This window comes from Marinobacterium marinum (genome assembly GCF_013868415.1).
Lineage (GTDB): Bacteria > Pseudomonadota > Gammaproteobacteria > Pseudomonadales > Balneatricaceae > Marinobacterium > Marinobacterium marinum.
Genome location: NZ_JACEMT010000041.1, coordinates 1 through 23,396 on the forward strand (window position 1 = coordinate 1; position 23,396 = coordinate 23,396).

A 23,396-nucleotide genomic window follows, 5' to 3' on the forward strand; every position below is an offset into this window, starting at 1 on the left:
CATCTATGGACGCCCCGTTTTGTGCAAGCAAAACATTTCGTGACATGAAGGTATTGCAGCCATCTATCCGGATTTTTACGAGGTATTAACCTCTATCCCTGATGAATTCCGCTGACTGGATGCTAATCATTTTAACGTTCTCTGTACGAACGATGTTAGTCGCAGCCTTATCCAGTCTCGGCTCTACCTGTCTGTCATCAGCAAGTTCTGCCCACGCAAACCTCAGCGCGTTCCTGTCATTGGTTTATTCAGCAGCCGGTTCTATGTACCGCTGCCCTTTATTCAATAATGCCCATGCTATACGTGCTAGCTTGTTTGCCATTGCTACAATGACCACATTCTTGTTTGCTCGCACTGATAGTGCATGTAACCAGTTGCTAACGGCATTTTTCTTGGTCGCTGAATGCCTTAGCACTGCTCGCGCACCATGAACCAACATCCTGCGCAAATATGCATCCCCACGCTTACTGATCCCTCTGAGTACTGTTTTGCCGCCACTCGAGTGCTGTCGTGGAACAAGGCCTAACCACGCTGAAAGTTGGCGGCCGTTCTTGAATGCCAATGCATTACCCACGGTTGCTACCAAAGCTGAAGCGGTTAAACGACCAATACCTGGTACTTCAAGTAAACGCTGGCATGCCGAATTGTGTTGCACGTGTTGGTCAATTTCACGATCCAACTCACCAATGCAGCGCTCTAGCTCCACCCAACGAGCTCTCATACGCTCAATGTGGCGCTGCATCAGTACCGGCAGCTGATCTTCATTTATGCCATAGCTGTCGCGGAACCACTGCTTTAGACGCGCCGGGCCGGATGGCACTGCTATGCCAAATTCACCTAAGGTTGCACGTAAGCGGTTGATTAGAGCAGTACGGTCTCTCATTAACCCATCACGCTCACGGTGTATCAGCAAAATACTCTGCTGATCAGGCGTCTTCAGCTCCACAAAACGCATATGTGGCCGAGATACTGCCTCACAAATCGCTTCCGCATCAGCAGCGTCATTTTTGTTGGTTTTTACATAAGGTTTTACGTATTGGGGTGGAATCAGCTTCACTTCATGTCCGCAGTCAGTAATAACTCGACCCCAGTAGTGCGAGCTGCTGCATGCTTCCATCCCAACTGTACATTTGGATAACTTTGCAAAAAATGCGTAAACCTGTGTCCTCCGCAATGACTTTCTGATTACGCAGCGCCCACGTTCATCAGCACCGTGTACTTGAAAGACATTTTTCGCAAGATCCAAGCCGATCACTGATACCTGTTCCATGATGCATCCTCCACCTGGTTGCTACCAACTAGCAGTATAGGAGGGGCGTCCATTTCATTATTTTATATTTAACAATCTCCCATATTCACAGGAACGAAACTCGATCAGTCCCCATGCCTGCTTTACATATGAATGGGAATGAGTTTCAATAATACATTCATGTTATGTTATGTTATAACGGTAGCACCAATGAAAGATGGTATCCATCCCGAATCCAACTATGTGATCTTCCGCGACACCAGCTGCGGTAAGACCTTCCGTATCCGTTCGACCTGCAAGCCGACAGAAACAATCGTATGGGACGACGGAGAAACATATCCACTGGTCAATTTGGATATATCCAGCGCGTCACATCCGATTTATACGGGAGAACAACGCAAGGCAAGCAATGAAGGGCGTGTTGCACGCTTTAACAAGCGCTTTGGCAAACGTGGTCAGAAAATATCTCAGGAGAATTGACATGCAGGTTCTAAGCTCTCTTAAAACCGCCAAAAAACGCCACCCCGACTGTCAAGTTGTCAAACGCAGAGGGCGCTACTACGTGATCTGCAAGAGTAATCCGCGCTTCAAGGCACGCCAGGGCCGGGTCAACAAGCGCTAATCGTTCGTTACTGCCACATGGGCTTCAGCCTCCCCTTCTCTGTTGCCCATGATCCACCTCGACTCATCGTAAGTTACGCTGTGCGCGCTGACAGATTCGTCGTGTTGCGGAAGATGGATTGTCCTGCAGCCACTTCCGACACACATCACGCACCCATTCAGGCTGATCTTTGGCTGCATCATTCAGCCAATTGGCAACCGAGTCCTGCACATAGACAGCTTCATCACTGCGCAATGCCGAGAGAAGAGGCAAGGCCAAAGCAGGCTGTTGCTTAAGGGGGTTGATATGCGCGCACCAGACACCTCTCGGGCGTAATACTTCACTGGCAAAACGACGTAAACGCTCGGATGGGGCTTGGGTCCACGCCAACAATAACTTAACAGAGAGTTCCAGGTTCTCGGACAAGTGCGGACGGATGGCAATCCAGGACCATTCACGCACACCGAAATGTCCATCATTTGCCAGTGGGCGGATAGCTTCCAGCCGGGCCTGTATGTCCAGCCCAGGTTGGGCCCCCAGCATAAAACATGCCCAACCACGCACGGTATCCGAATGGTGCACCAGACACTGCCGTATACCATCACTGCCCAGTTCGTTCAGCAGCAGACGACCCATGCCTTGCATGCGCTTGACAATACCCTGCTGGCACAAAGCGTCGGCGCTACTCAATGCTTCGGCCGACAAATCGGGGAATACGGTGCGCAACAACACCGACTGATCCACTGCCAACCCTTCGGTCAGGGTTGCGCTTTGCAATTCTCCGCAGGACAGGGCTGCCAACGTTTCAGGCGCAATATCGGCAATGCGAGTGGCACCTTTGTGCAAGGACTTAGACATCTGATGACTCCTGAAGGCAGATACCGGCCCGTGTCAGTTCTCGACCTGGATATCAAGAGAAACGGGATGAATCGCCGTTTCTCTTGTCAGCTAACCCGGTTTATTTCCGGCTCTGCTCATGTCCGGCCATGCGGCTAAAATCCGTTTTACTCAATTGCTCGCAGTAATCGCCTTTCGGCTCGCCGGGAGTGAACAGAATGTAATCGGCGGGCAAGGCCTTACCATAACGATGTCGAATATAGCTGTCGACATTTTCATCGTCTGACACGGCCTGCAACAAAACCGTGACGGTATCAGTATTCCCTTTCAGCCAAAGCGGGACGCCGTAGTCCTTGCGCGCATGCTGGTATCCCATGATAGCAACCCCCACTCGACCTTCAACTGCCGAATCAGCCAACGTCCTGGCCATAAACTGGTCCTTGGCCAACTGCACTTTTACCATCGGAGCCACTGCTTTTTCAGGCAACATGTTGCAGTGACCAATGCGAATCAGCTCCGACATCAAACGAGTATGCTCGGCATCCCCCTGCTCAACAGGATGCTGCCCCTTGTAGGTTTGCATGATGCGCTCATTCGATGGATTAATGGCAACAACGCGTTGAGCCGCATTCAGAGCATTGCTCAACGGGTTGATGTAGGTGCTCCAGCTCCAGGCGTTAGGGTCCCAGCCAATAAAATGCCCATTGACTTCATTACCGCGCCCTATCCAGGGGTCAACCAGCGATTGCTGATCTTCATTCAACTGCTCAAACGCCACATTACCCAAGCGTCCCGACCGGGCAATCACCTGGATAAACATGCTCTCCAGGTTCTGGTGGTCTCGCGTATCATGCGCCTCACCCAACAAGAGCCAACCACCTTCCGGCAAATTGGCAAAGACTTCTCGCCAAGACACCAGTCTGTCATCTTTGGCTGACCAGAAATGTCCGACCAGTGCATTGTCGCGATGCAGCTCCCCCTTGAACGGGAATGGGATTTTTTCGGGCAGGGCTGCACTGGCCACTGTCTGTTCGGACTTCACCTCTTTGTTCGAGGTGCCGGCACAACCGGCCATCAACACTGCGACCGACAGCAGCAGTCCTGTACCCAAATTACGTGACAACATCATATTTCTCCTTGAAGTTAAAAGTGGACACCCAGCTCCAGCCAATACTGACGCCCGATATCGTATAAAATGCCGGAAGAGCCTGCGGAAGCGACGTTTTGATCATCCAGCACATTCAGTACGTCAAACTGCACATAGGGGCTCATATCATTGAAGCGAGGCTCCCATCTCAGTTGCATATCCCAGGTGTAGCTCTGATCGTAAGACTCCTTTACAAACGCATGCAGGCGATCACCACTGGCAGGATCCGTTGCAACCGCTGACAACTTGCGCAGATGTTCGTACTCGTCTTTCCAGGTAAAGAAATTATTCATGGTGAGATGGTGCTCAGGCCACAGCGTGCTGATGCTCAGCTGTGCCTTCAACGGCGTGCCAAATGCATTGACCGGAAGTTCTCCACGATCAATGACCTGACCGTCATACACCACTTTGTCGGTACGATCGACTTGATAGCCGCCGCCAAGCGATCCGTCATACACGGCATTGTTGCCATAGGATTCGTACAGCTGGTTGGACGTGCGATCCATCCATTTGAGAGAACCATGAATGCCCCACCAGGCTCCCGCAAATGGCAGATTATTGGTACTGGCCACTTCCAGAGTCAGAATATCGGTATCAGACGAAGCGTCATTGGTATAGTAGGTTTCGCCCAGCGCTCGATCATAGTGGCTATTGATCTGGTCACGCCCCTTGCGGTTAACTCCGGTCAGACTGAAACGAAAGTCTTCTGTTGCATGACTGATTCCCAAAACGCGCTCTTCATCATAGGGCGTCTTCAATCCCATCAAGGTACGCCAGTCGGTTGAGCCCTTGATTTCCGTTTCAAACGGTTTACCCGGATTCAGGACCGTCGTCAGGCTGGCATCACGAATGCCTTTCGCCTGCAATTCCATGAATGAGCGCCCATAGTAACGGTTGAAGCCGGCTTCCAGTCGCGTTTTTCGGTCGCCAAAAAGATCCCAATTGACGGCCAGTCGTGGGGCTATATCCGTGTTTTCCAGGAAACTGTTATAGTCGACACGAACACCTGGACGGACCTGTAAACGGCCGGCACGAATATCGTCTTCCAGCCAAAATGCATACTCGTTCTGATCAATATCCAATTGATAGGCATGGTTATAAGCCTTGGAAAAGTAATTCAGCGTATCGGGCGTACAGGCGCCAGTGAAGCACATGAAGGTATGACTGAGAGTTGTGTCGGGACGCACCGTTTCCATCTGCTTGTGCGTAATATCCGCCCCCATAGCAATGTGATGCTCGGCCCCCAGAAAGGTCTGGCTATTGAAACGGAATGCAGGTTTCAGCGTCGTGCTGGTTTGGGTGTTATCCAGTGCATAAGGGCCACCCGAAGCTTCTGCACGAACCGAATGCAACCCCGAAATAACGGCATAGTATTCATTGTCGCTGTCACGCTTATCACCCATGCGCGTCACGTCAAAGTCGACGCTATACTGGCCCAACGCGGTCATATTCTGATAACCAAGTCCCAGACTCAGGCTATGGTGGTTATTGGTAAATTCCGAGTCCGGAACAGCGCCCAATTGATGTACGGATTCACCTGTGCCATACAGCATGCGAATGTCCAGACGCTCATGTTCCGATGGTGTCCAACTGGTTTTCAGGGTCAAGTTTTCATTTTGCCGATACTGGTTGATATCCCCGGCCGCCAAGGCCTCACCGGCATGCAGCGTACCATCCGGGTCCACCTGATAGCTGCGAGTGCTGCTGTTCAAAAAAGGGATGGTTGAACGGCTGCGCGACAGTGTCAGGAATGAGCCCCAATCCTTGCCATGACCAAAAGAGCCGTACAGATTGTAGAAATTCTTTTTAAACCGAGGCTGGACATTGTTGGTTGCCTGGAACCAGCCCAGTTCACCATTCTCAAACGCCTCCGCCTGTTCTTCATCATAGTGATAGCGTGTCAGGCTATCACTCGTATGCCGCCAGCTAACGCCAAAGCTGTCCTCGCCTGCATAGCTTTTAGTATCAACCTCAACCGTACCACCGGTAAATTTGCCCGCCGATGCGCTGATGTTATGGTCGTTGACGCGTACACTGGCAATGGCATTGGTGTCTACATAGAGCCCTTGAGAGTGGCTGCCAATACGGTCAAAACTGGTGGCTGCGGAATACCCCGGGTCCAGGTCGTTGTTGATACTGATGCCATCAACCACGAACGCGTTTTGGAAAAAACGGGCGCCATTGATGCTGATATTCTCCGGCTTTAATTCACCCGCACCCTGACTACTCCGAGAGACTCCCTGCGACTCAATGGCCGGTACCCGTTCCAACAGATCGGTCAAATTGCCATTACCCGCTGGCGTAGATCGTAACTGTTGGTCGTTTAACAGGGTATAACCACTATAAGGCAGATGGGACTGTCCCAGAATAATTGTCTTTTCTTCATCAACCCGTGGAACCGGCAGGCGCAGGACGACATTCTGTTCCGAGGCCATTTCATAGTGCAGTCCCGTATCCGCCAGAATCCGAGCCAAGACTTCTTCCAGACTCATCTGGCCCTTCAGTGCCGGCGCTTGAAGGCCCGCCAGCCATTCGCTTTTGGCCCCGATATTGACTCCTGCCTGCAGGGCTACCTGTCCAAGCGTTACATCCAATGGTTGCGCCGGTATATTCCACTGTTGCTGCTCACCAGCGGCCAGCCCGGATACGGGGTTCAGCAGCAGGCCTGTCAACAGTATGGAATGCAACGGATGTCGCCACTTGCCCGACGTGATTCGCATCTATACCTCCTGTCTTTACGGTTAACACTTCGCCTGAGTGGCGACTCTTTACTGTTAAAGACAAATGGTGCGCAAAATCGGGTAACCTTATTTCAATTTTTTTTGATACGCCTGATATCCAACCCAGGATTATCCACGGACAATCCCATGCTTTGAGCCAACAGCGTATAAGCGGCATCCAGATCAGTGACCCGTAACACCCCGCTGAAAGGGGTGTCCAAATCGGACTTGCTCAATTGCAGCCATTGCCTGCGTGTATCGTGGCGCTGCAAGGCAGCCAATACATTGCGCAAGGGGCTGTGTAAAAAGACCAGCTCACCCGTCAGCCAGTCGGGCCGTTCGTATGTCGGCAAGGCCAATGGCTCGACACCAAAGGTGTGCAATATGGCCGAGTGTCCGGCAGCCAGCACCTGGCCTTGGGTTTTCCTGTCCGACGGGGTCAGTTGCACACGCGACTCATACACATCGACACGCGCTCCTTCCTGCTCCCACTGCACCGAGAACCGGGTTCCCAGTGCTTGCACTTCACCGGTTCTGGAACGAATCACAAAAGGCTTGTTCAGTCGTGCCGCATCCACTTCGGCATACACCGCACCACTCACCAGTTCGATACTGTGGGCCCGGCGATCAGGCCGGATGTTAATGGCCGACCCCGGTGCCAGCGTCAACTCCGCACCCCCCGGTAAACGAATCGTGGCCATCTGACCAATGCGGGTCGAAACATCGGGTTGTTGCAAGGTCCAGAACAACAGCACATTAAGCAATAACATTAAGCAGGTTGTCGCCTTGGCCGACAGGCGGTTCGGTGACTCCGTACCGGTGGCTGTCCAGATCAAGCTGATCTGGTGGTAAATCCGACGATGGTTGGCATCCTCATCCAGCCAGCACTCGAGCTTTTGCTGTATTTCTCGACTCTCGGGCTCATCTTCTATTCTCAACAGCCATTGAATGGCACACTCACGAACATGCTCAACGGTTTCACTCACGCAGCCTGCTCCCCATCGACCGCACCAAATAAGCGCTCATGCAGAAAAGCCATCGCCCGTACCAGGTAATATTTGACTGAATGCGGCGTTACGCCCAGCACCAGAGCGATTTCCTTGTAGGACATCCCCTCTACTCTGGCCATGATCAAAGTGCGGTACTGCTTTTCCGGCAACTCCCTGATCAGCATCTCGACGATCTGTGTCAACAGTTGCTCACATTCCACACTCACTTCTGCGGACGGCACTTCCTGCACCATCATCAATGCGACCTGTCGTAGAGCATCCTGCTCCACCTGCTGTCGATGAAAGCGATTAATAAGCAGACGATTGGCCACCACCATTAACCAGGCACGTGGTGTTTCGATGCTTTCAGGCCGCGAAAAACTCAGCATTTTAAGAAAGGTATCCTGCCCCAAATCTTGAGCAGACTCGCGGCAGACAACTCGTTGCCTCAACCAGGCAACCAGCCAGGGGTAATGTTGGATATAGATGGATTCAATGGCGTGTTGGGAGGGGGTCATGATATCTATTACAAATGATAATTGTTATCTTTTAATTTATCATCCATTAAGGCGCCCTGCAATTTGTGCCTCATGTCATTGAGGCTGCAGGGACTGCATAGAGCCGGGTAAACGAACGGAGCAACCACCGTAAGCAGTCGTCACCCCGACTCTTACACTCAAACTCATACGAATTTTCATACTTTCAATAGGATTATAATGAGAAGCAATAGCATTTAATGGCTACACTATTCTCCTCCGCCAACACGCCGTTGGCGTGTCTATATCACGGAGTTGACCGATGGACTTAACTTCCTCCCATCCTTTGCAACGCTATTGGGACCTGGCCTCAGCCCGGCTGCAGGCACATGCCCTGGAACATGCGATAAACATGGGCCTGCTACATCATTTTGAATCACCTGCGACGCCATCCGCCGTGGCCCATCGCCTGCAGCTGGCTCCGGACGCGACCGCCGCTTTCCTGGAATTGCTCTGGAGCATGGAGATACTCCAGCGCACCCCGACCTCATCATCCTCATCTGAAGCATTCACGTATCAGCTGACACCTGTCGCTTCCCGTTATTTACTCGACACTGGCGAACACAGCTGTGCTCTGGCCTGGCGCTTTCGTATGCAAGCACTCGAAACATGCGGACAAAACCTGTCGGCCTTCCTGGAAGGACGCATGACAGGCAATGATGCCGAGTACGCTCCGTCCGAACAGGCCTGGGCTGAGGCTGCCAAAACCCAAATCGCTCAGGAGCAGAGCAGCGTCACGGCACCGGCTGTTGCCCAGTTGCTCAAACAAAAAATAGATATCCCCGCTACTGGCCGCTTTCTTGATCTGGGCGGAGGACCCGGATTTATCAGTATTGCGCTGGCGCACCAGTACCCCGGTTGGACTGGCACCCTGTTTGACTGGCCCGCCACAGCCGAGGTCGCGGCAGGAAACATTCAGGCAGCAGGCCTGAACTCCCGACTCAGTACATGTGGTGGTGATGCCACCCGTGATGATTTGGGCGGGACGTACGATTTGATCTGGTGTTCGTCCGTACTGCACTTTCTGCCGGACCTGGACCTGGCCCTGCAGCGTTTCTGGACAGCCCTGCAGCCCGGAGGGCTCCTGATTTGCGCTCATGCAGAAATCGGCACAACACCAGATAATGCTCTGAAATCCCTGCCGTTTTATCTACCCCTGATGCTGCGTGGCCACTATGTTCCCCACCAAGGGGAGCTGCCAAACGCATTGAAGCGCAATGGCTTCGAATACTTGAGTACGCACGCGCTCACGCATTCCCCAATGACACCTGTCCAGATACATACAGGAAGGAAACCCGAATGACGCATACCCGCTATTGGCCACTGCAACTGATGCTGGGATGGCTTAACCTCGTTCTGACAGCACCGATAATTTATCTGTACCTGGGGCTCCCGATGATCATGCGTCAGCACGGCTGGTCCGGGATCGAGATAGGTCTTTTCCAACTGGCAGGCCTGCCCGCCGTATTCAAGTTTCTTCTGGCGACCCCGGTTGACCGCTATCATTTTGGCCGCTGCACCTATCGGAGCTGGAGCGCACTGCTGATGGCTCTGTATGCCAGCGTACTCATTCTGCTGGCCCTGTATGACATTCAACACACACCCTGGTCCCTGCTCTTCTCTCTGGCCCTGGCCGCCAGTTTGATCGGTACCTGGGCTGATATCCCTGTTAACGCCCTGGCTATTACCTACCTGCCTGAATCAGAGCGTATCAGGGCCGGTGCCATCCGTTCAGCAGCAACCTCGCTGGGTGCCATTGTGGGCGGGGGAATCATGCTGCTGATGCAAACACATTTGGGCTGGGCCTGGCCCTTCGTCGCACTGGCCCTATTGTTGGTGTCCGGTGTCGTGCTGCTTGCGTGTCTGCGTCAGTATGTGCCTGTTTGCCAAACAGCAGTTACAGCTCAACGCGCCGGGCTGAAAGAATGGCTGAACTTTTTTGCGACCCCCGACTTTCGCCGCTGGTCCTGGTTGATCCTGCTGTATTTCCCTTTTATTGGCGCGGCCTGGGTGTATGTAAAGCCGCTGATGCTGGATCAGGGGTTCGATGCCAGTCGCATTGCCGCTATTGTGGGGATTGGAGGTGGCCTGGTCGGTGCGCTTGGAAGCCTGGCCGGTAGTCGCCTCACTCGACATTTTGGATCAGGGCTTGCACTGCCTGCCTTTGCCCTGCTCAGTGTTGGCGCAATAAGCGGTTTACTGCTGGTCACAGCACTGGAGATGCCTTTCATCGTCTTTGCCGCCGCAGCATTGCTCACGGCACTGGCAATGGGTATGGCTTCCGGTCTGATTTTCGGACTCATGATGTACCATACTCGCCCCGGGCTTGCTGCTGTAGATTACGGCATTCAGTCCAGCCTGTTTGCAGTTGTACGCACCTTGGTTCCCATGGCGGCTGGTATCATGCTGGGACACTTTGGCAGTCTGGGCATGCTGTTCGGACTCTTGGCGGGCGTTATACTGGCTTTCATACTGGCCAGCGGCTTGCGTCACTCAATTACCGCCTTCATACAGACCCAACGTCTGTAGGCCATACTACCGGCAGCCACAATCCAATCACGGCTGCCGGTTCCCCTCAGCTGTACCGAGCGACGGTTATCATCCGTTGAACCGACACCAGCGCCAGCACGCCCAAGGCCAACGAAGCTGCATAGTATGGGGCAACTGGAGACAACCCATACAACAGCGTCGCGCCAACCGGCGCACACACCATGGCCAGTCCCTGAACCGCAGCCAGCGTCCCGGCAGCCGCACCCTGCTCATCTGAATTCACGACATTGGCAACAGCTGCCTGAACCGAAGGAAATATCATCCCCATGCCAACCGCCGACACCGCATAGCTGATAATCAGGCCGGCCGGCGTCAATAGCACTGATACCAAGAAAAATCCTGTCATCCCTATCCCCGCACCGATCACCAGGCACACATCCGGGCGGCTATTGATCCGCGCCATGATGCCTTGCACTACAATCAGCACAACACCAACCGCCAACAACGCCAAACCGGCTGCCCTTGCTGCGGCGTGGACTCCTAGCCCCAAGCTGTCAATTGCAAAAAAGCCCACACTGATCTGGGCCGTGACAACACTGCTCATGGCCAAAAACATGACTGCAAGGTATGACCTCACACGCCGATCGCTAATTTTCACCCCCATAGACGTGCTCTCCCCGCCCCCTGAACGAGCAGAATCGGCCGGTAATTTCCACCAGAGCCAAAGCAATGCGATGGCAGGCAAAGCGGCAGACACAAACAGCGGCAGGGTCAAGCTGTCATGCGCCAGATAGCCACCAATCAATGGCCCAGCGACCATCCCCAATCCACTGGCTGCACCCAGCATAGCCATTGCCCGAGGCCTGTACTCAGCCACGACCACATCCGCTACCCGAGCAGCACTGATACTTGGAATCGCTGCATAAAAAGCGCCCACCAGCCCTCTTAACAAAACCAAGAGACTCAAAAGCAGCACGCCCGACAGAGCCTTTTCAAGTGCACTGGCAAAAACAACTGCCAGCGCCAGATAACTCAGGCTATACCCTGCGGCCGCCACAAGCAGGACAGGCTTGCGCCCATACTGGTCACTCTTTCGCCCCCAAAAACGAGCACTCAGCATCCAACAGACACCGGACATGGCAACAACCACTCCGCCTTGCCATTCAGCCAGCCCCAATGCCCTGAAAATTGGCCCCACAACGGGAACAAACGCGATCATTGCGGTTAATGACAGCATATTGAATAAAAACAGCGTGCCTACTTCCCTGATTTTCATGCCTCGACTCACTCTTTTGCATGCACTATTCGCCACACAGATCATCCCGCCTTCGGCAAGATGAAGCGTGCAATTCACGTTAATGATAATGATTTTGTTTAGGATTTACATCAATATACCCGGATAGACCTTGATAAAACACCAAGCCTGTTACCCGATAGAGACCAGGCTTCGATTGAAAAGAATGGGGCTAATAATTAATATATTAAGTTAATCAAGGAGAGCCCGATGAACATCAAACTGTCTGTCGTCGACCAGTCGCCCGTCCATGGGTCACACACCAAAGCTGAAGCGCCACATCTGACCATTGAACTGGCTCAGCTATGTGATTCTTTGGGATACCACCGTTACTGGGTTGCGGAACATCATGACAGTGTGCACTTTGCCAACCCCTGCCCCGAAATTCTGGTTGCAAGCATCGCCAGTGTAACCAGCCACATCCGTGTCGGCAGCGGCGGCGTCATGTTGTCGCACTACAGTCCGCTTAAGGTCGCCGAGTGTTTCAAAATGATGGCTACTTTGCATCCCGGCCGCATAGACCTTGGCATCGGTCGTGCTCCTGGTGGCACCGGCCTGACCTCACATGCTCTGGCCTTTCCTCACGAACCGCAGCACGGCGATCTCTATGCACACCAGTCCCAAATGCTGGAGGGGTTCATTAACGGCACCTTACCTGCCGATAGCCCCTATAAGCGCATCAAAGTCCTGCCTGACAGCTCTCCCGCCCCCGAGCTATGGATGCTGGGCTCCAGTGGCGGCAGTGCCGGTCTGGCCGGTCACCTTGGGTATAATTTGGCGCTGGCACGCTTTATTGATCCGGACAACTGCAACCCTGCCATTTTTGAAGCCTACCTCAAGGAATGGAAGAAAGCGGGACACCCCGGACAGCCGAACAAAATGCTGGCCATCGCGTGTATCTGTGCCGAAACCGAAGAAGAAGCACGGCTACGCGCAGGTACTGCCGTCTATCGTAAACTGGCCGCCCAATTGGGCCAAAGAGAAGACTTTCTGACACCTGCAGAGGTACAGGACCGCTACCGTTCCATGTCCGCTTCCGAACAGGCCGCCTATGATCATATTCTGAGAGGATATACCGTCGGTACGCCCGAACAGTGTCTACAGGAAATCGAACAGCTGGGTCATAGGTTCGACTGTGATGAGGTCGCAACTGTTACCGTCACTCACAGCCACCAGGACCGCATGGACAGCTATCGACTGTTGGCCCAACATTTCTAACTCGCACAGACAGAAAAGGCCTGGTTATTACCACAACTCACTCGAGTGTCGATGATAACCAGGCCTTTGTCATCGATCCTGCAAACAGGGTCAGGCCGAGGCTTTCTGCTCTACAAACTCGAGCGACATGAAGCCTTCAAAAGTGTCATCCTTGATATCAAGCCAAGCTGCCGGCAGCTCGGTTGCCAGTGTCCCCGTAATCGTTGAACGATAGGTTTTCTCGCGAAAAGCCATAATATTCTCTTGCTTGTCGAGCAACCACTCCTTTAACAGCGCAGCCTGCTTTTCTACCGGGAAATCGGGGTAATCGGTAGCATTGACCAGCTCACGGATATAACCAGCCTGGAAATCAATGGCATCATTACAGCTGTCTGTCTGCTGATAACGCTGCAGCCAGCCGTCAATATCGGCTCGACGTTGTGCCACTTCCGGCAGCTGGATGCGATTCAGTATCACATCTCGTGCATACCAGGCCTGGGCATCAAACATGTTGAAGGTGAAATACTGATCCTGCATACCCAAATAAATCAGTCTGTCATGCCCCTCAAAGAACATCCCCTTGTACAGGTTGTCCGGGTACAGGCAGTTATGAGTTTTCAAACGCAGGTTGTCAGGCAGGAAGGGGAAATTGAACAGGTAGCCCGTACACATGATGATTGCATCAAACTGGCGAGTCGTGCCATCAATAAAGTGACCCACATCACCTTCCAGGTGTGTCAGCAAAGGTTTTTCTTCAACGCCTTCCGGCCACTCAAAACCCAGCGCATTGCTGCGATAGCTGATGGTGACGGACTTGGCACCATATTTATAGCACTGTGACGCAATATCTTCGGCGGAGTAACTGGCACCCACCAGCAGCAGGTTTTTGCCTTCAAACTCCAATGCATCTCGGAAATCATGTGCGTGCAGCACTCGACCAGGAAACTGTTCTACACCGTCAAAATAAGGCATGTTAGGGGTAGAAAAATGCCCTGTTGCAACGACCACATAGTCAAACTCGTCGGTTTCCTGCTCGCCCGTTTTATGATTCATAACTGTCACCGAGAACTTCTCACGGCTTTCGTCATATTCAACCCAGCGCACCGGGCACTCAAAACGGATGTACTTCAGAATGGCCTGCTTATCAATACGACCCATAATGTAGTCTTTAAGCACGGCACGAGGCGGATAAGACGGGATCGCTCGACCAAAGTGTTCGTCAAACGAATAATCGGAGAATTCCAGACACTCCTTGGGTCCGTTAGACCACAAGTATCGATACATGCTGCCATGCACCGGCTCACCATTTTTGTCCTGACCTGTACGCCAGGTGTAATTCCACATCCCCCCGATGTCATTTTGTTTCTCGTAACAGACGATTTCCGGAAGATTTTCAACCCCGGCTCGACGTGCTGCTTCAAAGGCTCGCAACTGAGCCAAACCACTGGGACCCGCACCAAGAATTGCTATTTTCTGCTTACTCAAAACCTACTCCTTTACAATAGAACGCATAACATATTAATTTTTTTCATAATTAGTTTCAAGAAAACGCAAAAAACGCCAAAAATCCGCACTAATCAATAGAAAATTTCAACCTCACCCGATGATTTCATTGGTGTTGAAATCATTTTGATTTGTGTCGCAAAGCAATTGAATTACATCCCTGCCGTCTGGATCTGCCGGGTAGTTTGAGTGGGGTGAAGATCATGGAGACCAACGGTATGCCGCAGACGCCAATGGTCAGGGTCAACGGATAGAGTTGACTGAGTAGCCGGGATTCGCGGAGTTACAAGGCATCATGGCCAGGACGGCCAATACAGAGCAGAAAAGAGCAGGTTCTCATGATCTGGTAACAAGGCCCGCTCGACAGTCGTCATGAACGACCTGGATACGCACAGGCCACGCAACAAAGGGGAAAGCTACAAAAGCAGCTCCGGATGCTTATACCTCCGGAGCTTTTTTTTACTGCCCGGCCTGGGCACGTGCCTTATGCAGTTTTTTGTAGCTTTCAATCAGTTTTTGGTGTCGATCCAACCCTTCCAGCTTCATGCTGGTTGGCGTCAGCCCATGGAAATGCACCTCTCCCGTCACTGAACCTATTACGTTCTGCATGGTTTCTGCACCAAACATTCGCGTCAGGTTATAGCGGTAGTCATCAAGCTCAAGCTCATCATCCAGTACGATTTCCAGTACGGCTCGCAAGGCCTGATAAAACAGACCTCGCTCAACAGTATTGTCATTGTAGGACAGGAATTCACATATCAGATCGTACGCTTCCTCGTACTCTTGAAGCGCCAGGTACAATAGCCCTTTCAGCTCTCCTACGCACAATTGCCCCCACACCGTGTTTTCGTCAAACTCGATGCCGATCAGCGTAGGCACTTCGGTATAATTATCCAATTCGCTGTCTTCCAGGCGCTCAACCAGATCTGCCCATCCATCTTCATCCAGACGATGAATGTTCAGGATATCTTCACGGAAGGCCAAGGCCTTGTTGGTGTTGTCCCAAATCAGATCCTCAACCGGGTAAATCTCCGAGTAACCCGGCACCAGGATACGGCAGGCCGTTGCCCCCAGCTCATCAAATACCGCGATATAGACCTCTTTGCCCAATGCCTCGAGAATCTGCATCAGTCTGGCATGCTCCTCCTCGTTCGTCCCTGAGAAGTCCCATTCACAAAACGCGTACTCGGAACGGGCACTAAAGAAACGCCAGGACACCACACCGGTCGAATCAATGAAATGCTCGACGAAATTGTTGGGTTCTGTAACCGCATGGCTGTTGAAGGTCGGTGCTGGTACATCATTCAGACCCTCAAAACTGCGCCCCTGCAGAAGCTCGGTCAAGCTGCGTTCCAATGCCACTTCGAAACAGGGATGCGCACCGAAAGAAGCAAAAACGCCACCGGTACGCGGGTTCATCAAGGTCACACACATAACCGGGAATTGTCCACCCAGGGAGGCATCCTTGATCAGTACCGGAAAACCCTGTTCCTCCAGCCCCTGGATACCGGCCAGGATATGCGGATATTTTTCCAGCACATGCAGAGGTACATCCGGCAAGGCGATCTCTTCCTCGATGATCTGCTTTTTCACCGCACGTTCGAAAATTTCAGACAGACACTGCACCTGCGCTTCCTGCAGTGTATTACCGGCACTCATGCCGTTACTGACAAACAGGTTTTCAATCAAATTGGACGGGAAATACACCGCTTGCTGATCGGACTGACGAATATAGGGAATGGCGCAAATACCACGATCGATACGCCCGGAGTTGGTATCGATCAGGTTGGAGCCACAAAGCTCCCCATCCGGGTTGTAAATATCCAGACAGTATTCATCCAGCAATCCTTCCGGCAGCGCGTCATCCGGCCCCGGCTGGAACCACTTTTCACGCGGGTAGTGCACAAAGTCACTGTTGGCAATTTCTTCACCAAAATAGTGATCGTTATAGAAAAAATTGCAGCTGGCCCGTTCAATGAACTCACCCAGCGCAGAACAAAGCGCGCTCTCCTTGCCGGCACCTTTACCATTGGTAAAGCACATGGGAGATGCGGCATCACGAATATGCAGGGACCAGACGTTGGGAACGATGTTGCGCCAGGATGAAATCTCGATTTTCATGCCCAGCTGTTCCAGCACCCGTGTCATGTTGGCGATGGTGTCTTCCAACGGCAGATCCTTGCCCGGAATATAGGTACGCCCTTCCCCGGCTGTCATATCCGCAAACATTAACGCCGAATCTTCATCCAGGCTCGTGACCTGATCGATTTTGAACTCGGGCCCTTCCTGCACCACTTTTTTCACGGTACAACGATCAATGGAACGCAGGATGCCTTGCCGATCCTTATCGGAAATACTGTCCGGCAATTCAACCTGAATCTGGAAAATCTGGTTATAGCGGTTTTCCGGATCGACAATGTTGTTTTGGGACAGCCGTATATCCTCGGTCGGGATATCCCGTGCCTTGCAATACACTTTGACGAAATAGGCCGCACAGAGTGCTGAAGACGCCAGAAAGTAATCGAAGGGGCTTGGTGCCGAACCATCACCCTTGTACCGGATAGGCTGGTCCGCAGTAACGGTGAAGTCATCGAACTTGGCTTCAAGCCTGAGGTTGTCTAAGAAATTTACTTTGATTTCCATGTGATCACTTTCTGGGTGTGTTGGGTAGTTTTGCAGCGCGCGCGCAGCAGGCTGTTGACATTCGGGCAGAACATCAACGGCGCCTGCAGAGCCGAACGGCATGTTAGCATAGTCGATGCATCAAAAGGATTGAAACGCTGGTAGAGGACACGGCCAGAACGGCCATCAGTGGAGGGCAGCTGCCATCAATATTAACTGCGTGGCACAGGCTTTTGGACCTGTTTCACTGAGTCTTGATGCGGGCAGGCCAAGGCTGATAATCTGATTCTACCCACCCGCCCTGATGATTTTTCCCAATGAAACTCGATACCACCGGCTCCCAGACCTCTACTTTGCATTCTCTGCGCCGGCTTTTGCCTGCAGGTAGCAGCTGGTTAATCGGCTCGGTCCTCTTGCAGTGCATCACGGTCGGAATACTCATAGCGATCAGTCTGGCATGGTGCAAGCTGCACGGCCTGAGCCTTGAAGACTCTGCTCCTCCCATTCTGATAGTCGGCACAGGCGTCACCCTGATGCTCGCCACAGGTGTCTTCCTGGTCATCATGCAAAAAAACATCGGCATTATGCTGTGCCGCGTGAATGCCACCCTTCTGACCCTGACTACAGCCATGAGCAGCATTCAAGCCTGGCACACGGGAAACTTCTCTCTCTTACCTGCCAGTCTTATCGGGTTTGCGGCCGCTGTTATCGTTTTAATATTGTACCTGACACCCTTTTTGTCTGGATATATCAGACGGGCGCATGCAATACGCCAACAGTTTTGGCACCGCGTTGAGCCATGAAATGGCACCTTCGCGTTTAGCGCTCAAAAACTTCAAGCTCATAATCCGGATACAGGTGAAATACACTGCGCTGAAACTCTTCCTTGCGTAGCGCAATGCTACTGAAACGAAGCGGAATCTCCAGCTTCATCACTTCCGTCATGCTGAGCCCCTGTTCGGCGGCCTGAACAAGCGTATCATGCAACCAGTTCAGATAGGCTTCCATTTGGTCAAGGGCCTCCGCCCCTTCCACCTTGGGCCCATGCCCTGGTAATAAGAGTACATAAGGGACCTGCCGCAGCTGCTCAATATCCGCCAACCACTGTTGAAGGCCGGGCGTGTGCGGTGTTGTCAGCGCACGCTGGTAAAACACCAGATCGAAGGGGAAAAGCACCCCCGTCGTATGATCAAACAATACCAAGTCGGAGCCACTGTGCCCGCTGAGTTCAATCCATTCGAGCCGGTGTCCTCCTATCTCCATGATGCCGGGTTCTATCAACTGGTTCGGCACGACAACTTCCGTACCCCTCATCCAGTCTCCAACCAATCGGTACATGTTCTCGGCAAAGGCATCTCCGCTCTCACGGATCTGTTGCTGTGTTTTGGCAAGTGATGCGATGGGAACCCCGGCAAAAGCCTGATTGCCCAAAAAGTGATCGGGGTGCTGATGGGTATTGATAACCAGCTTGATCGGTCTTTCGGTGGTTTCCCGAATCAGAGCATGCAACGCTTCGCCATAACGCCGAGACACACCCGTGTCCAGCACAATCACACCTTCATTCGTTACGATGAACGAGGTATTGACGATATTGCCACCGTTTTCAACACTGAAGTCTTCGGTTTTTCCTTCCACAAACCATGTATTCTCAGCAACCCGTTCAGCCGTCAGGTCATATTGGAGCGGAGCTGCATTGATCGGCAGACTCAATACACACACCAGAGCCGTTACAATATGTTTCATATTCCCTCCTACAGCGCCTGAGTGAATTCATTGCCGCCGTTGTCACGCATCCAAAGCTGATAACCGCTGCGCTTGTCTTGCAAGTCAAAACTGAACACCGGGTTTTCCGCAACCGGTGGTGAGAGTTCCATTCGCACCACCGTTTCGCCATCAGGCCCCTTTAATTTGACCTGTTGCAGATAAAATTCGGGGATTGCATCAACCAGCCCTGTATCCATCGGATGAATGACACGAAACCGGTACCGCGCACTGTCGGCATCATCAGAAGCAAACCGCTTGGCCTTTACCTCTCCCAAATGATTTTGCCAATAGGGATCCGCATTCCCCATGCTGGGTGTGGTGCAACCGCCACCTGCAGCTTCCAGCTGGGCGTAGCCAATATGCCATTCCCCGTCTCGGGTATACACGGCAGCACGAATCGCTGTGCTTTGCTGGACCTTGATACGCAGGGATACTTTGGGGCTTGCCAGCTCACCTGGATAGTAGTCAAAAATATGTTGAATGGGGTTCAAGTCGGCCCAGACCACAATCCGTTCAATATCACCGGTCAAGGCACGGGCATCAATTGTCACAGGAACCTGGGTCGGATCTTCGGCAAAATCAGGGACTTCAACCTTAATGGCGGGATCAAAACGGTAATCGTCATCGCCGATAAAAATCTTGCGTGTATAGTCCCACATGACCGATTTCAATGGGTCCGTCGGTTTGGCCGCCTGAACATTGGCGAAAACCAGCAGAGCAATCAGCCCTGTCAGAAAAGGGTATAGCCGGATCATTATGCCACCTCTTTTGTTTTTATTGTGCGGGTAGTGAATCAGCGCTCGGCATCTGCCTCCATCATCACCTGATAAAATTCAGGCTTGGTATACCGCAGACCATATTCGGCAAACAGCTTTTCCATGTCCCCGTTTTGAATCATGCGATCAAGTACTTCTTCAACGGCATATCCCAGTTGGCGATCACTTTGCCGAATGGCAATACCGATATCCCAGCTTTGCTTGCCCATGGTAGGAAATCCGTTTTCGGCCAGTCGGTAGCGCTTATCGCCCGCTTGATGCAACCACCAGTCAATCTCGGACTGCATGGCCATGACTGCTGCAACTTCGCCCTGCTTCATCGCCTTGAAAGCCGTCTCCGGGTTGGGATAGTGATGGGTCATCTCACGCATTCGACCGCCCATGGCGGACGTGAAATAAAACGCCGGCACACTATCAACCTCAACTCCGATCGGTTCGTACTGAAAAACGGCCACCGTACGAACGGCATCCAACCGCTGACCATCATAGGCAACCTGCCATTTTTCCTGTTGGTAGGGAGCCGTCATAACAACTTGCTCGTTAATCAGGTATCCCAGCGAATCCTGCTTATAGGCATAGGCTTTGTCATAGGGCACTCGTAACATGACATCTGCCAATTGCTTCATCGCCAGAGGGTTGGCCTCGTCCTTGTCCAGATAATGTCCCTTCCAGACATTGTTACGCAGGTCATCTTCCAAGCCTTCATCCGGTGTAATCCAGTGTAATTGCAGCTCCAGGCCAAAAGCCTGGGCAATACGCCGGGCTACTTCAACATCAACCCCCGTCGGCTGCCCTTCCCGGATAAACGAATAAGGAGGAAAATTCTCATATACCCCCATGCGAATATGGCCGGAAGCCATAACGTCGTCATACAGACGCGCAGAAGCCTGCTCACACGTGAGCAGGCTCGCAAGAAGGGAAATAAGCGATATGGACAGCTTATTCCTCAACATATTTGGTCTCCAGCCAGCTTCGAATTGCCCACAGTGCCTCTTGGCTCAAGGTATCGGCCATTTTCGGCATGTAGACAGCGCCATCACGCACGGCACCGTTGATGACACGGTACTTGTACCAGTCATCACCATCATAATCGGGCGTCAGGTAACGCAGGTCAGGTGCGATACCACCGGAAATGCCGTCCAATCCGTGACAACGAGCACAGTTTTGATTATAAGCTGAAGCACCGATCTCGACGGCGCGCTCAAAGTCACCGCTATCCCGGTACGGGTTGGTCTCTGCCCATTCATCACCCAATGGGCTCAGGCCTTCAGTCTTTACGGCCTGAGGTACCACATCACCGTGCGCCAGGACAGGACCTGACACCAGGGTCGCCATAGCAGCTGCAGCCATCAGACTCGTGAGTGTGTTCAGATTGGACATGTGGGTCACCATTTATTGTTATCAGGCTAATTGAGAATATGAACGCCGAGCCCAGGTGCCCGACTGTGATAGCCTCATAATGAACCAGCTGCACCCTGCTCAGAATTACACCTTGGCAGGCAAAATATGCTTCCTTGGTAGTACGTTTGGCACAGAAGCGATGCAAAAGATTTGACCGACCCCACCCAAAGTAGTAAAACTTAAGCATAACCTATTGATTAAACGGGAAATATTCCCGTCCCACCAGGAACTCCACACACGTTTGATTCGCAAAAAGCCCGACCTTGACGGGTGTTTTGCCGTGGCTCTTCAGCACTGCGGATTCGCACAATGCCCTTGCACACAGCTCGGCCATCCAGTCGGGCCGGCATCATTCACCAAAAGGGTATTGATATGATGAAAACAACAATAACAGCACCGCGCCGAAAGCTTTTGAGCCAACGGGTCCAGGCGGTCATTCTGGGAGCGGCAATCGGGTTGGGCAGTACAGCTGTGCAGGCCGCCTCATCCAAGGTCACCTGGGAAGATATTCTGAATGACCAGGCAACCCCCGAAAATATCCTGGGTTACGGCATTGGCCCCAAGGCTCAGCGCTACAGTCCAATGACCCAACTCAACACCGATAACGTCAAGATGCTGACCCCTGCCTGGTCTTTCTCTTTCGGTGACGAAAAGCAGCGAGGCCAGGAATCCCAGGCCCTGGTGCATGACGGTGTCATTTACATCACCGGTTCATACTCCCGTGTTTTTGCCATTGATGCCAAAACCGGCGCCAAACTGTGGAGCTACAGCGCGCGCCTGCCGGATGACATCCGCCCTTGTTGTGATGTTGTAAACCGCGGTGCCGCAATCTTTGGTGACAAAATATTCTTCGGTACCCTTGATGCCGCCATGGTTGCACTCAATAAGGATACCGGTAAGGTTGTCTGGAAGAAGAAATTCGGCGACCACTCCGCCGGTTACACCATGACGGGCGCCCCAACCCTGATCAAGGATCAGAAAACCGGCAAGGTGCTGCTGATCCATGGGTCTTCCGGTGATGAATTCGGTGTAGTGGGTAAACTCTTTGCCCGCGACCCCGACACTGGTGAAGAGATCTGGATGCGTCCCTTTGTTGAAGGTCATATGGGCCGCCTGAACGGCAAAGACAGCACTCCTACCGGTGACCCTCGCGCCCCAAGCTGGCCAGACAATCCTGACTCGCCTACCGGCAAGGTTGAAGCCTGGAGCCATGGCGGTGGTGCCCCCTGGCAGAGCGCCAGCTTTGATGCTGAAACCAACACCATTATCGTCGGTGCCGGCAACCCCGCGCCCTGGAATACCTGGGAACGTACATCCAAGGGCGGCAACCCGCTGGATTATGACAACCTCTACACCTCTGGCCAGGTCGCGGTAGACCCGACAACCGGCGAGGTCAAGTGGTTCTATCAGCATACCCCGAACGATGCCTGGGACTTTTCCGGCAATAACGAACTGGTCTTGTTCGAATATGACGATAACGGCAAGACCGTCAAAGCAACGGCACACGCGGACCGCAACGGTTTCTTTTATGTCGTTGATCGAGAAGACGGTGATTTCATCCGCGCTTTCCCGTTTGTCGACAATATCACTTGGGCAACGCATATAGACCCGAAAACCGGCCGCCCGGCCGAAGTGGAAGGCCAGCGCCCACCGCCCCCGAAACCGGGTGAGAAAAAGGGAGAATCCATCGAGGTATCCCCTCCATTCCTTGGCGGCAAAAACTGGAACCCCATGGCCTACAGCCAGGACACAGGACTGTTCTACATTCCAGGCAACCATTGGAAAGAAGATTACTGGACCGAAGAAGTGACGTACCAGAAAGGTGCTGCCTACCTGGGCCAGGGCTTCCGTATTCGCAAGATGTATGACGATCATGTCGGTATCCTGCGCGCCATGGACCCGGTTACCGGCGAAACCGCATGGGAGCACAAGGAAAAACTGCCGCTGTGGGCAGGTGTTCTGGCCACCAAGGGCGGCCTGATTTTCACCGGTACGGGTGATGGCTACCTGAAAGCGTTCGACGCCAAGAGCGGTACCGAACTTTGGAAGTTCCAGACCGGCTCCGGTATCGTTTCCAGCCCCGTTACCTGGGAAATGGATGGCGAGCAGTATGTCGGCATCGCTTCCGGTTATGGCGGTGCCGTCCCTCTGTGGGGTGGCGACATGGCAGATCTGACCAAACCTGTCCCCCAGGGTGGCTCCTTCTGGGCCTTCAAACTGCCCAAATGGGCCGGTGATGTAACCGGTAAATAACCTTTAGTACGGTTACG

Annotated in this window: 20 protein-coding genes; 7 read left to right on the plus strand and 13 right to left on the minus strand. The window is 52.7% G+C overall.

Annotated features, from left to right (window positions below; all coding sequences use genetic code 11):
• Positions 1-244: 244 nt before the first annotated feature.
• Positions 245-1,270: an IS110 family RNA-guided transposase gene (locus H1S06_RS05170; RefSeq protein ID WP_181737921.1), complete on the minus strand. Its 1,026-nt coding sequence runs from the start codon at positions 1,268-1,270 to the stop codon at positions 245-247.
• A 189-nt stretch (positions 1,271-1,459) separates the two neighbouring features.
• Between H1S06_RS05170 and H1S06_RS05175 the strand changes: the two genes are divergently transcribed.
• Entirely contained in the window at positions 1,460-1,729 is a 270-nt protein-coding gene (locus tag H1S06_RS05175) for a type B 50S ribosomal protein L31 (RefSeq protein WP_181737923.1), read from the plus strand.
• 1 nt (position 1,730) lies between these two features.
• Positions 1,731-1,871 carry a type B 50S ribosomal protein L36 gene (gene ykgO / locus H1S06_RS05180; protein ID WP_181737925.1) on the plus strand — a complete coding sequence of 47 codons (141 nt, stop codon included), beginning with the start codon at positions 1,731-1,733 and terminating at the stop codon, positions 1,869-1,871.
• 63 nt (positions 1,872-1,934) lie between these two features.
• On the opposite strand, the gene H1S06_RS05185 is transcribed toward ykgO, so the two are convergent.
• From H1S06_RS05185 to H1S06_RS05205, 5 genes are all read right to left on the minus strand, one after another.
• Complete coding sequence (locus tag H1S06_RS05185) at positions 1,935-2,708, minus strand: DNA alkylation repair protein (RefSeq protein WP_181737927.1); 774 nt, start codon at positions 2,706-2,708, stop codon at positions 1,935-1,937.
• Positions 2,709-2,808: 100 nt separating this feature from the next.
• On the minus strand, positions 2,809-3,813 hold the full coding sequence (locus H1S06_RS05190) for a ChaN family lipoprotein (RefSeq protein ID WP_181737929.1): 1,005 nt from the start codon (positions 3,811-3,813) through the stop codon (positions 2,809-2,811).
• 17 nt (positions 3,814-3,830) lie between these two features.
• Positions 3,831-6,554: a TonB-dependent receptor plug domain-containing protein gene (locus tag H1S06_RS05195; RefSeq protein ID WP_181737931.1), complete on the minus strand. Its 2,724-nt coding sequence runs from the start codon at positions 6,552-6,554 to the stop codon at positions 3,831-3,833.
• A gap of 92 nt (positions 6,555-6,646) precedes the next feature.
• Positions 6,647-7,540 carry a FecR family protein gene (locus tag H1S06_RS05200; RefSeq protein ID WP_181737933.1) on the minus strand — a complete coding sequence of 298 codons (894 nt, stop codon included), beginning with the start codon at positions 7,538-7,540 and terminating at the stop codon, positions 6,647-6,649.
• Positions 7,537-8,061, minus strand: a complete 525-nt coding sequence (locus tag H1S06_RS05205) for an RNA polymerase sigma factor (RefSeq protein WP_181737935.1) — start codon at positions 8,059-8,061, stop codon at positions 7,537-7,539. Before H1S06_RS05205 ends, H1S06_RS05200 begins: the two co-directional genes overlap by 4 nt.
• Positions 8,062-8,341: 280 nt before the next feature.
• Between H1S06_RS05205 and H1S06_RS05210 the strand changes: the two genes are divergently transcribed.
• Positions 8,342-9,382: a class I SAM-dependent methyltransferase gene (locus tag H1S06_RS05210; protein WP_181737937.1), complete on the plus strand. Its 1,041-nt coding sequence runs from the start codon at positions 8,342-8,344 to the stop codon at positions 9,380-9,382.
• Positions 9,379-10,608, plus strand: coding sequence for an MFS transporter (locus H1S06_RS05215; RefSeq protein WP_181737939.1), 1,230 nt, complete (start codon positions 9,379-9,381; stop codon positions 10,606-10,608). The genes H1S06_RS05210 and H1S06_RS05215 overlap by 4 nt, the downstream gene beginning before the upstream one ends.
• Positions 10,609-10,654: 46 nt before the next feature.
• Here H1S06_RS05215 and H1S06_RS05220 read toward each other — a convergent pair whose 3' ends face one another.
• The gene (locus tag H1S06_RS05220) at positions 10,655-11,845 is read right to left on the minus strand and encodes an MFS transporter (RefSeq protein WP_220183770.1); all 1,191 of its coding nucleotides are present in this window, start codon (positions 11,843-11,845) and stop codon (positions 10,655-10,657) included.
• Positions 11,846-12,073: 228 nt separating this feature from the next.
• Between H1S06_RS05220 and H1S06_RS05225 the strand changes: the two genes are divergently transcribed.
• The gene (locus H1S06_RS05225) at positions 12,074-13,081 is read left to right on the plus strand and encodes an MsnO8 family LLM class oxidoreductase (protein ID WP_181737941.1); all 1,008 of its coding nucleotides are present in this window, start codon (positions 12,074-12,076) and stop codon (positions 13,079-13,081) included.
• 90 nt (positions 13,082-13,171) lie between these two features.
• Here the strand turns inward: H1S06_RS05225 and H1S06_RS05230 are convergent, their stop codons facing one another.
• Positions 13,172-14,545 (minus strand): flavin-containing monooxygenase, encoded by a 1,374-nt coding sequence (locus tag H1S06_RS05230; RefSeq protein WP_181737943.1) that lies wholly within the window; start codon positions 14,543-14,545, stop codon positions 13,172-13,174.
• Positions 14,546-15,022: 477 nt separating this feature from the next.
• Positions 15,023-17,206, minus strand: a complete 2,184-nt coding sequence (locus H1S06_RS05235) for an OsmC domain/YcaO domain-containing protein (protein WP_181737945.1) — start codon at positions 17,204-17,206, stop codon at positions 15,023-15,025.
• A 296-nt stretch (positions 17,207-17,502) separates the two neighbouring features.
• On the opposite strand from H1S06_RS05235, the gene H1S06_RS05240 reads away from it, so the two are divergent.
• Positions 17,503-17,988, plus strand: coding sequence for a hypothetical protein (locus tag H1S06_RS05240; RefSeq protein ID WP_181737947.1), 486 nt, complete (start codon positions 17,503-17,505; stop codon positions 17,986-17,988).
• Between the two features lie 16 nt (positions 17,989-18,004).
• Here H1S06_RS05240 and H1S06_RS05245 read toward each other — a convergent pair whose 3' ends face one another.
• From H1S06_RS05245 to pedF, 4 genes are read right to left on the minus strand one after another with little or no spacing between them, the layout of a single operon-like run.
• Complete coding sequence (locus H1S06_RS05245; RefSeq protein ID WP_181737949.1) at positions 18,005-18,928, minus strand: quinoprotein relay system zinc metallohydrolase 1; 924 nt, start codon at positions 18,926-18,928, stop codon at positions 18,005-18,007.
• A gap of 8 nt (positions 18,929-18,936) precedes the next feature.
• Complete coding sequence (locus H1S06_RS05250) at positions 18,937-19,704, minus strand: quinoprotein dehydrogenase-associated SoxYZ-like carrier (RefSeq protein ID WP_181737951.1); 768 nt, start codon at positions 19,702-19,704, stop codon at positions 18,937-18,939.
• Between the two features lie 38 nt (positions 19,705-19,742).
• Positions 19,743-20,678, minus strand: coding sequence for a substrate-binding periplasmic protein (locus tag H1S06_RS05255; protein ID WP_181737952.1), 936 nt, complete (start codon positions 20,676-20,678; stop codon positions 19,743-19,745).
• Entirely contained in the window at positions 20,665-21,105 is a 441-nt protein-coding gene (pedF, locus tag H1S06_RS05260) for a cytochrome c-550 PedF (RefSeq protein ID WP_181737954.1), read from the minus strand. The genes H1S06_RS05255 and pedF overlap by 14 nt, the downstream gene beginning before the upstream one ends.
• Positions 21,106-21,498: 393 nt before the next feature.
• On the opposite strand from pedF, the gene H1S06_RS05265 reads away from it, so the two are divergent.
• Complete coding sequence (locus tag H1S06_RS05265; protein WP_181737956.1) at positions 21,499-23,379, plus strand: methanol/ethanol family PQQ-dependent dehydrogenase; 1,881 nt, start codon at positions 21,499-21,501, stop codon at positions 23,377-23,379.
• Positions 23,380-23,396: the final 17 nt, after the last annotated feature.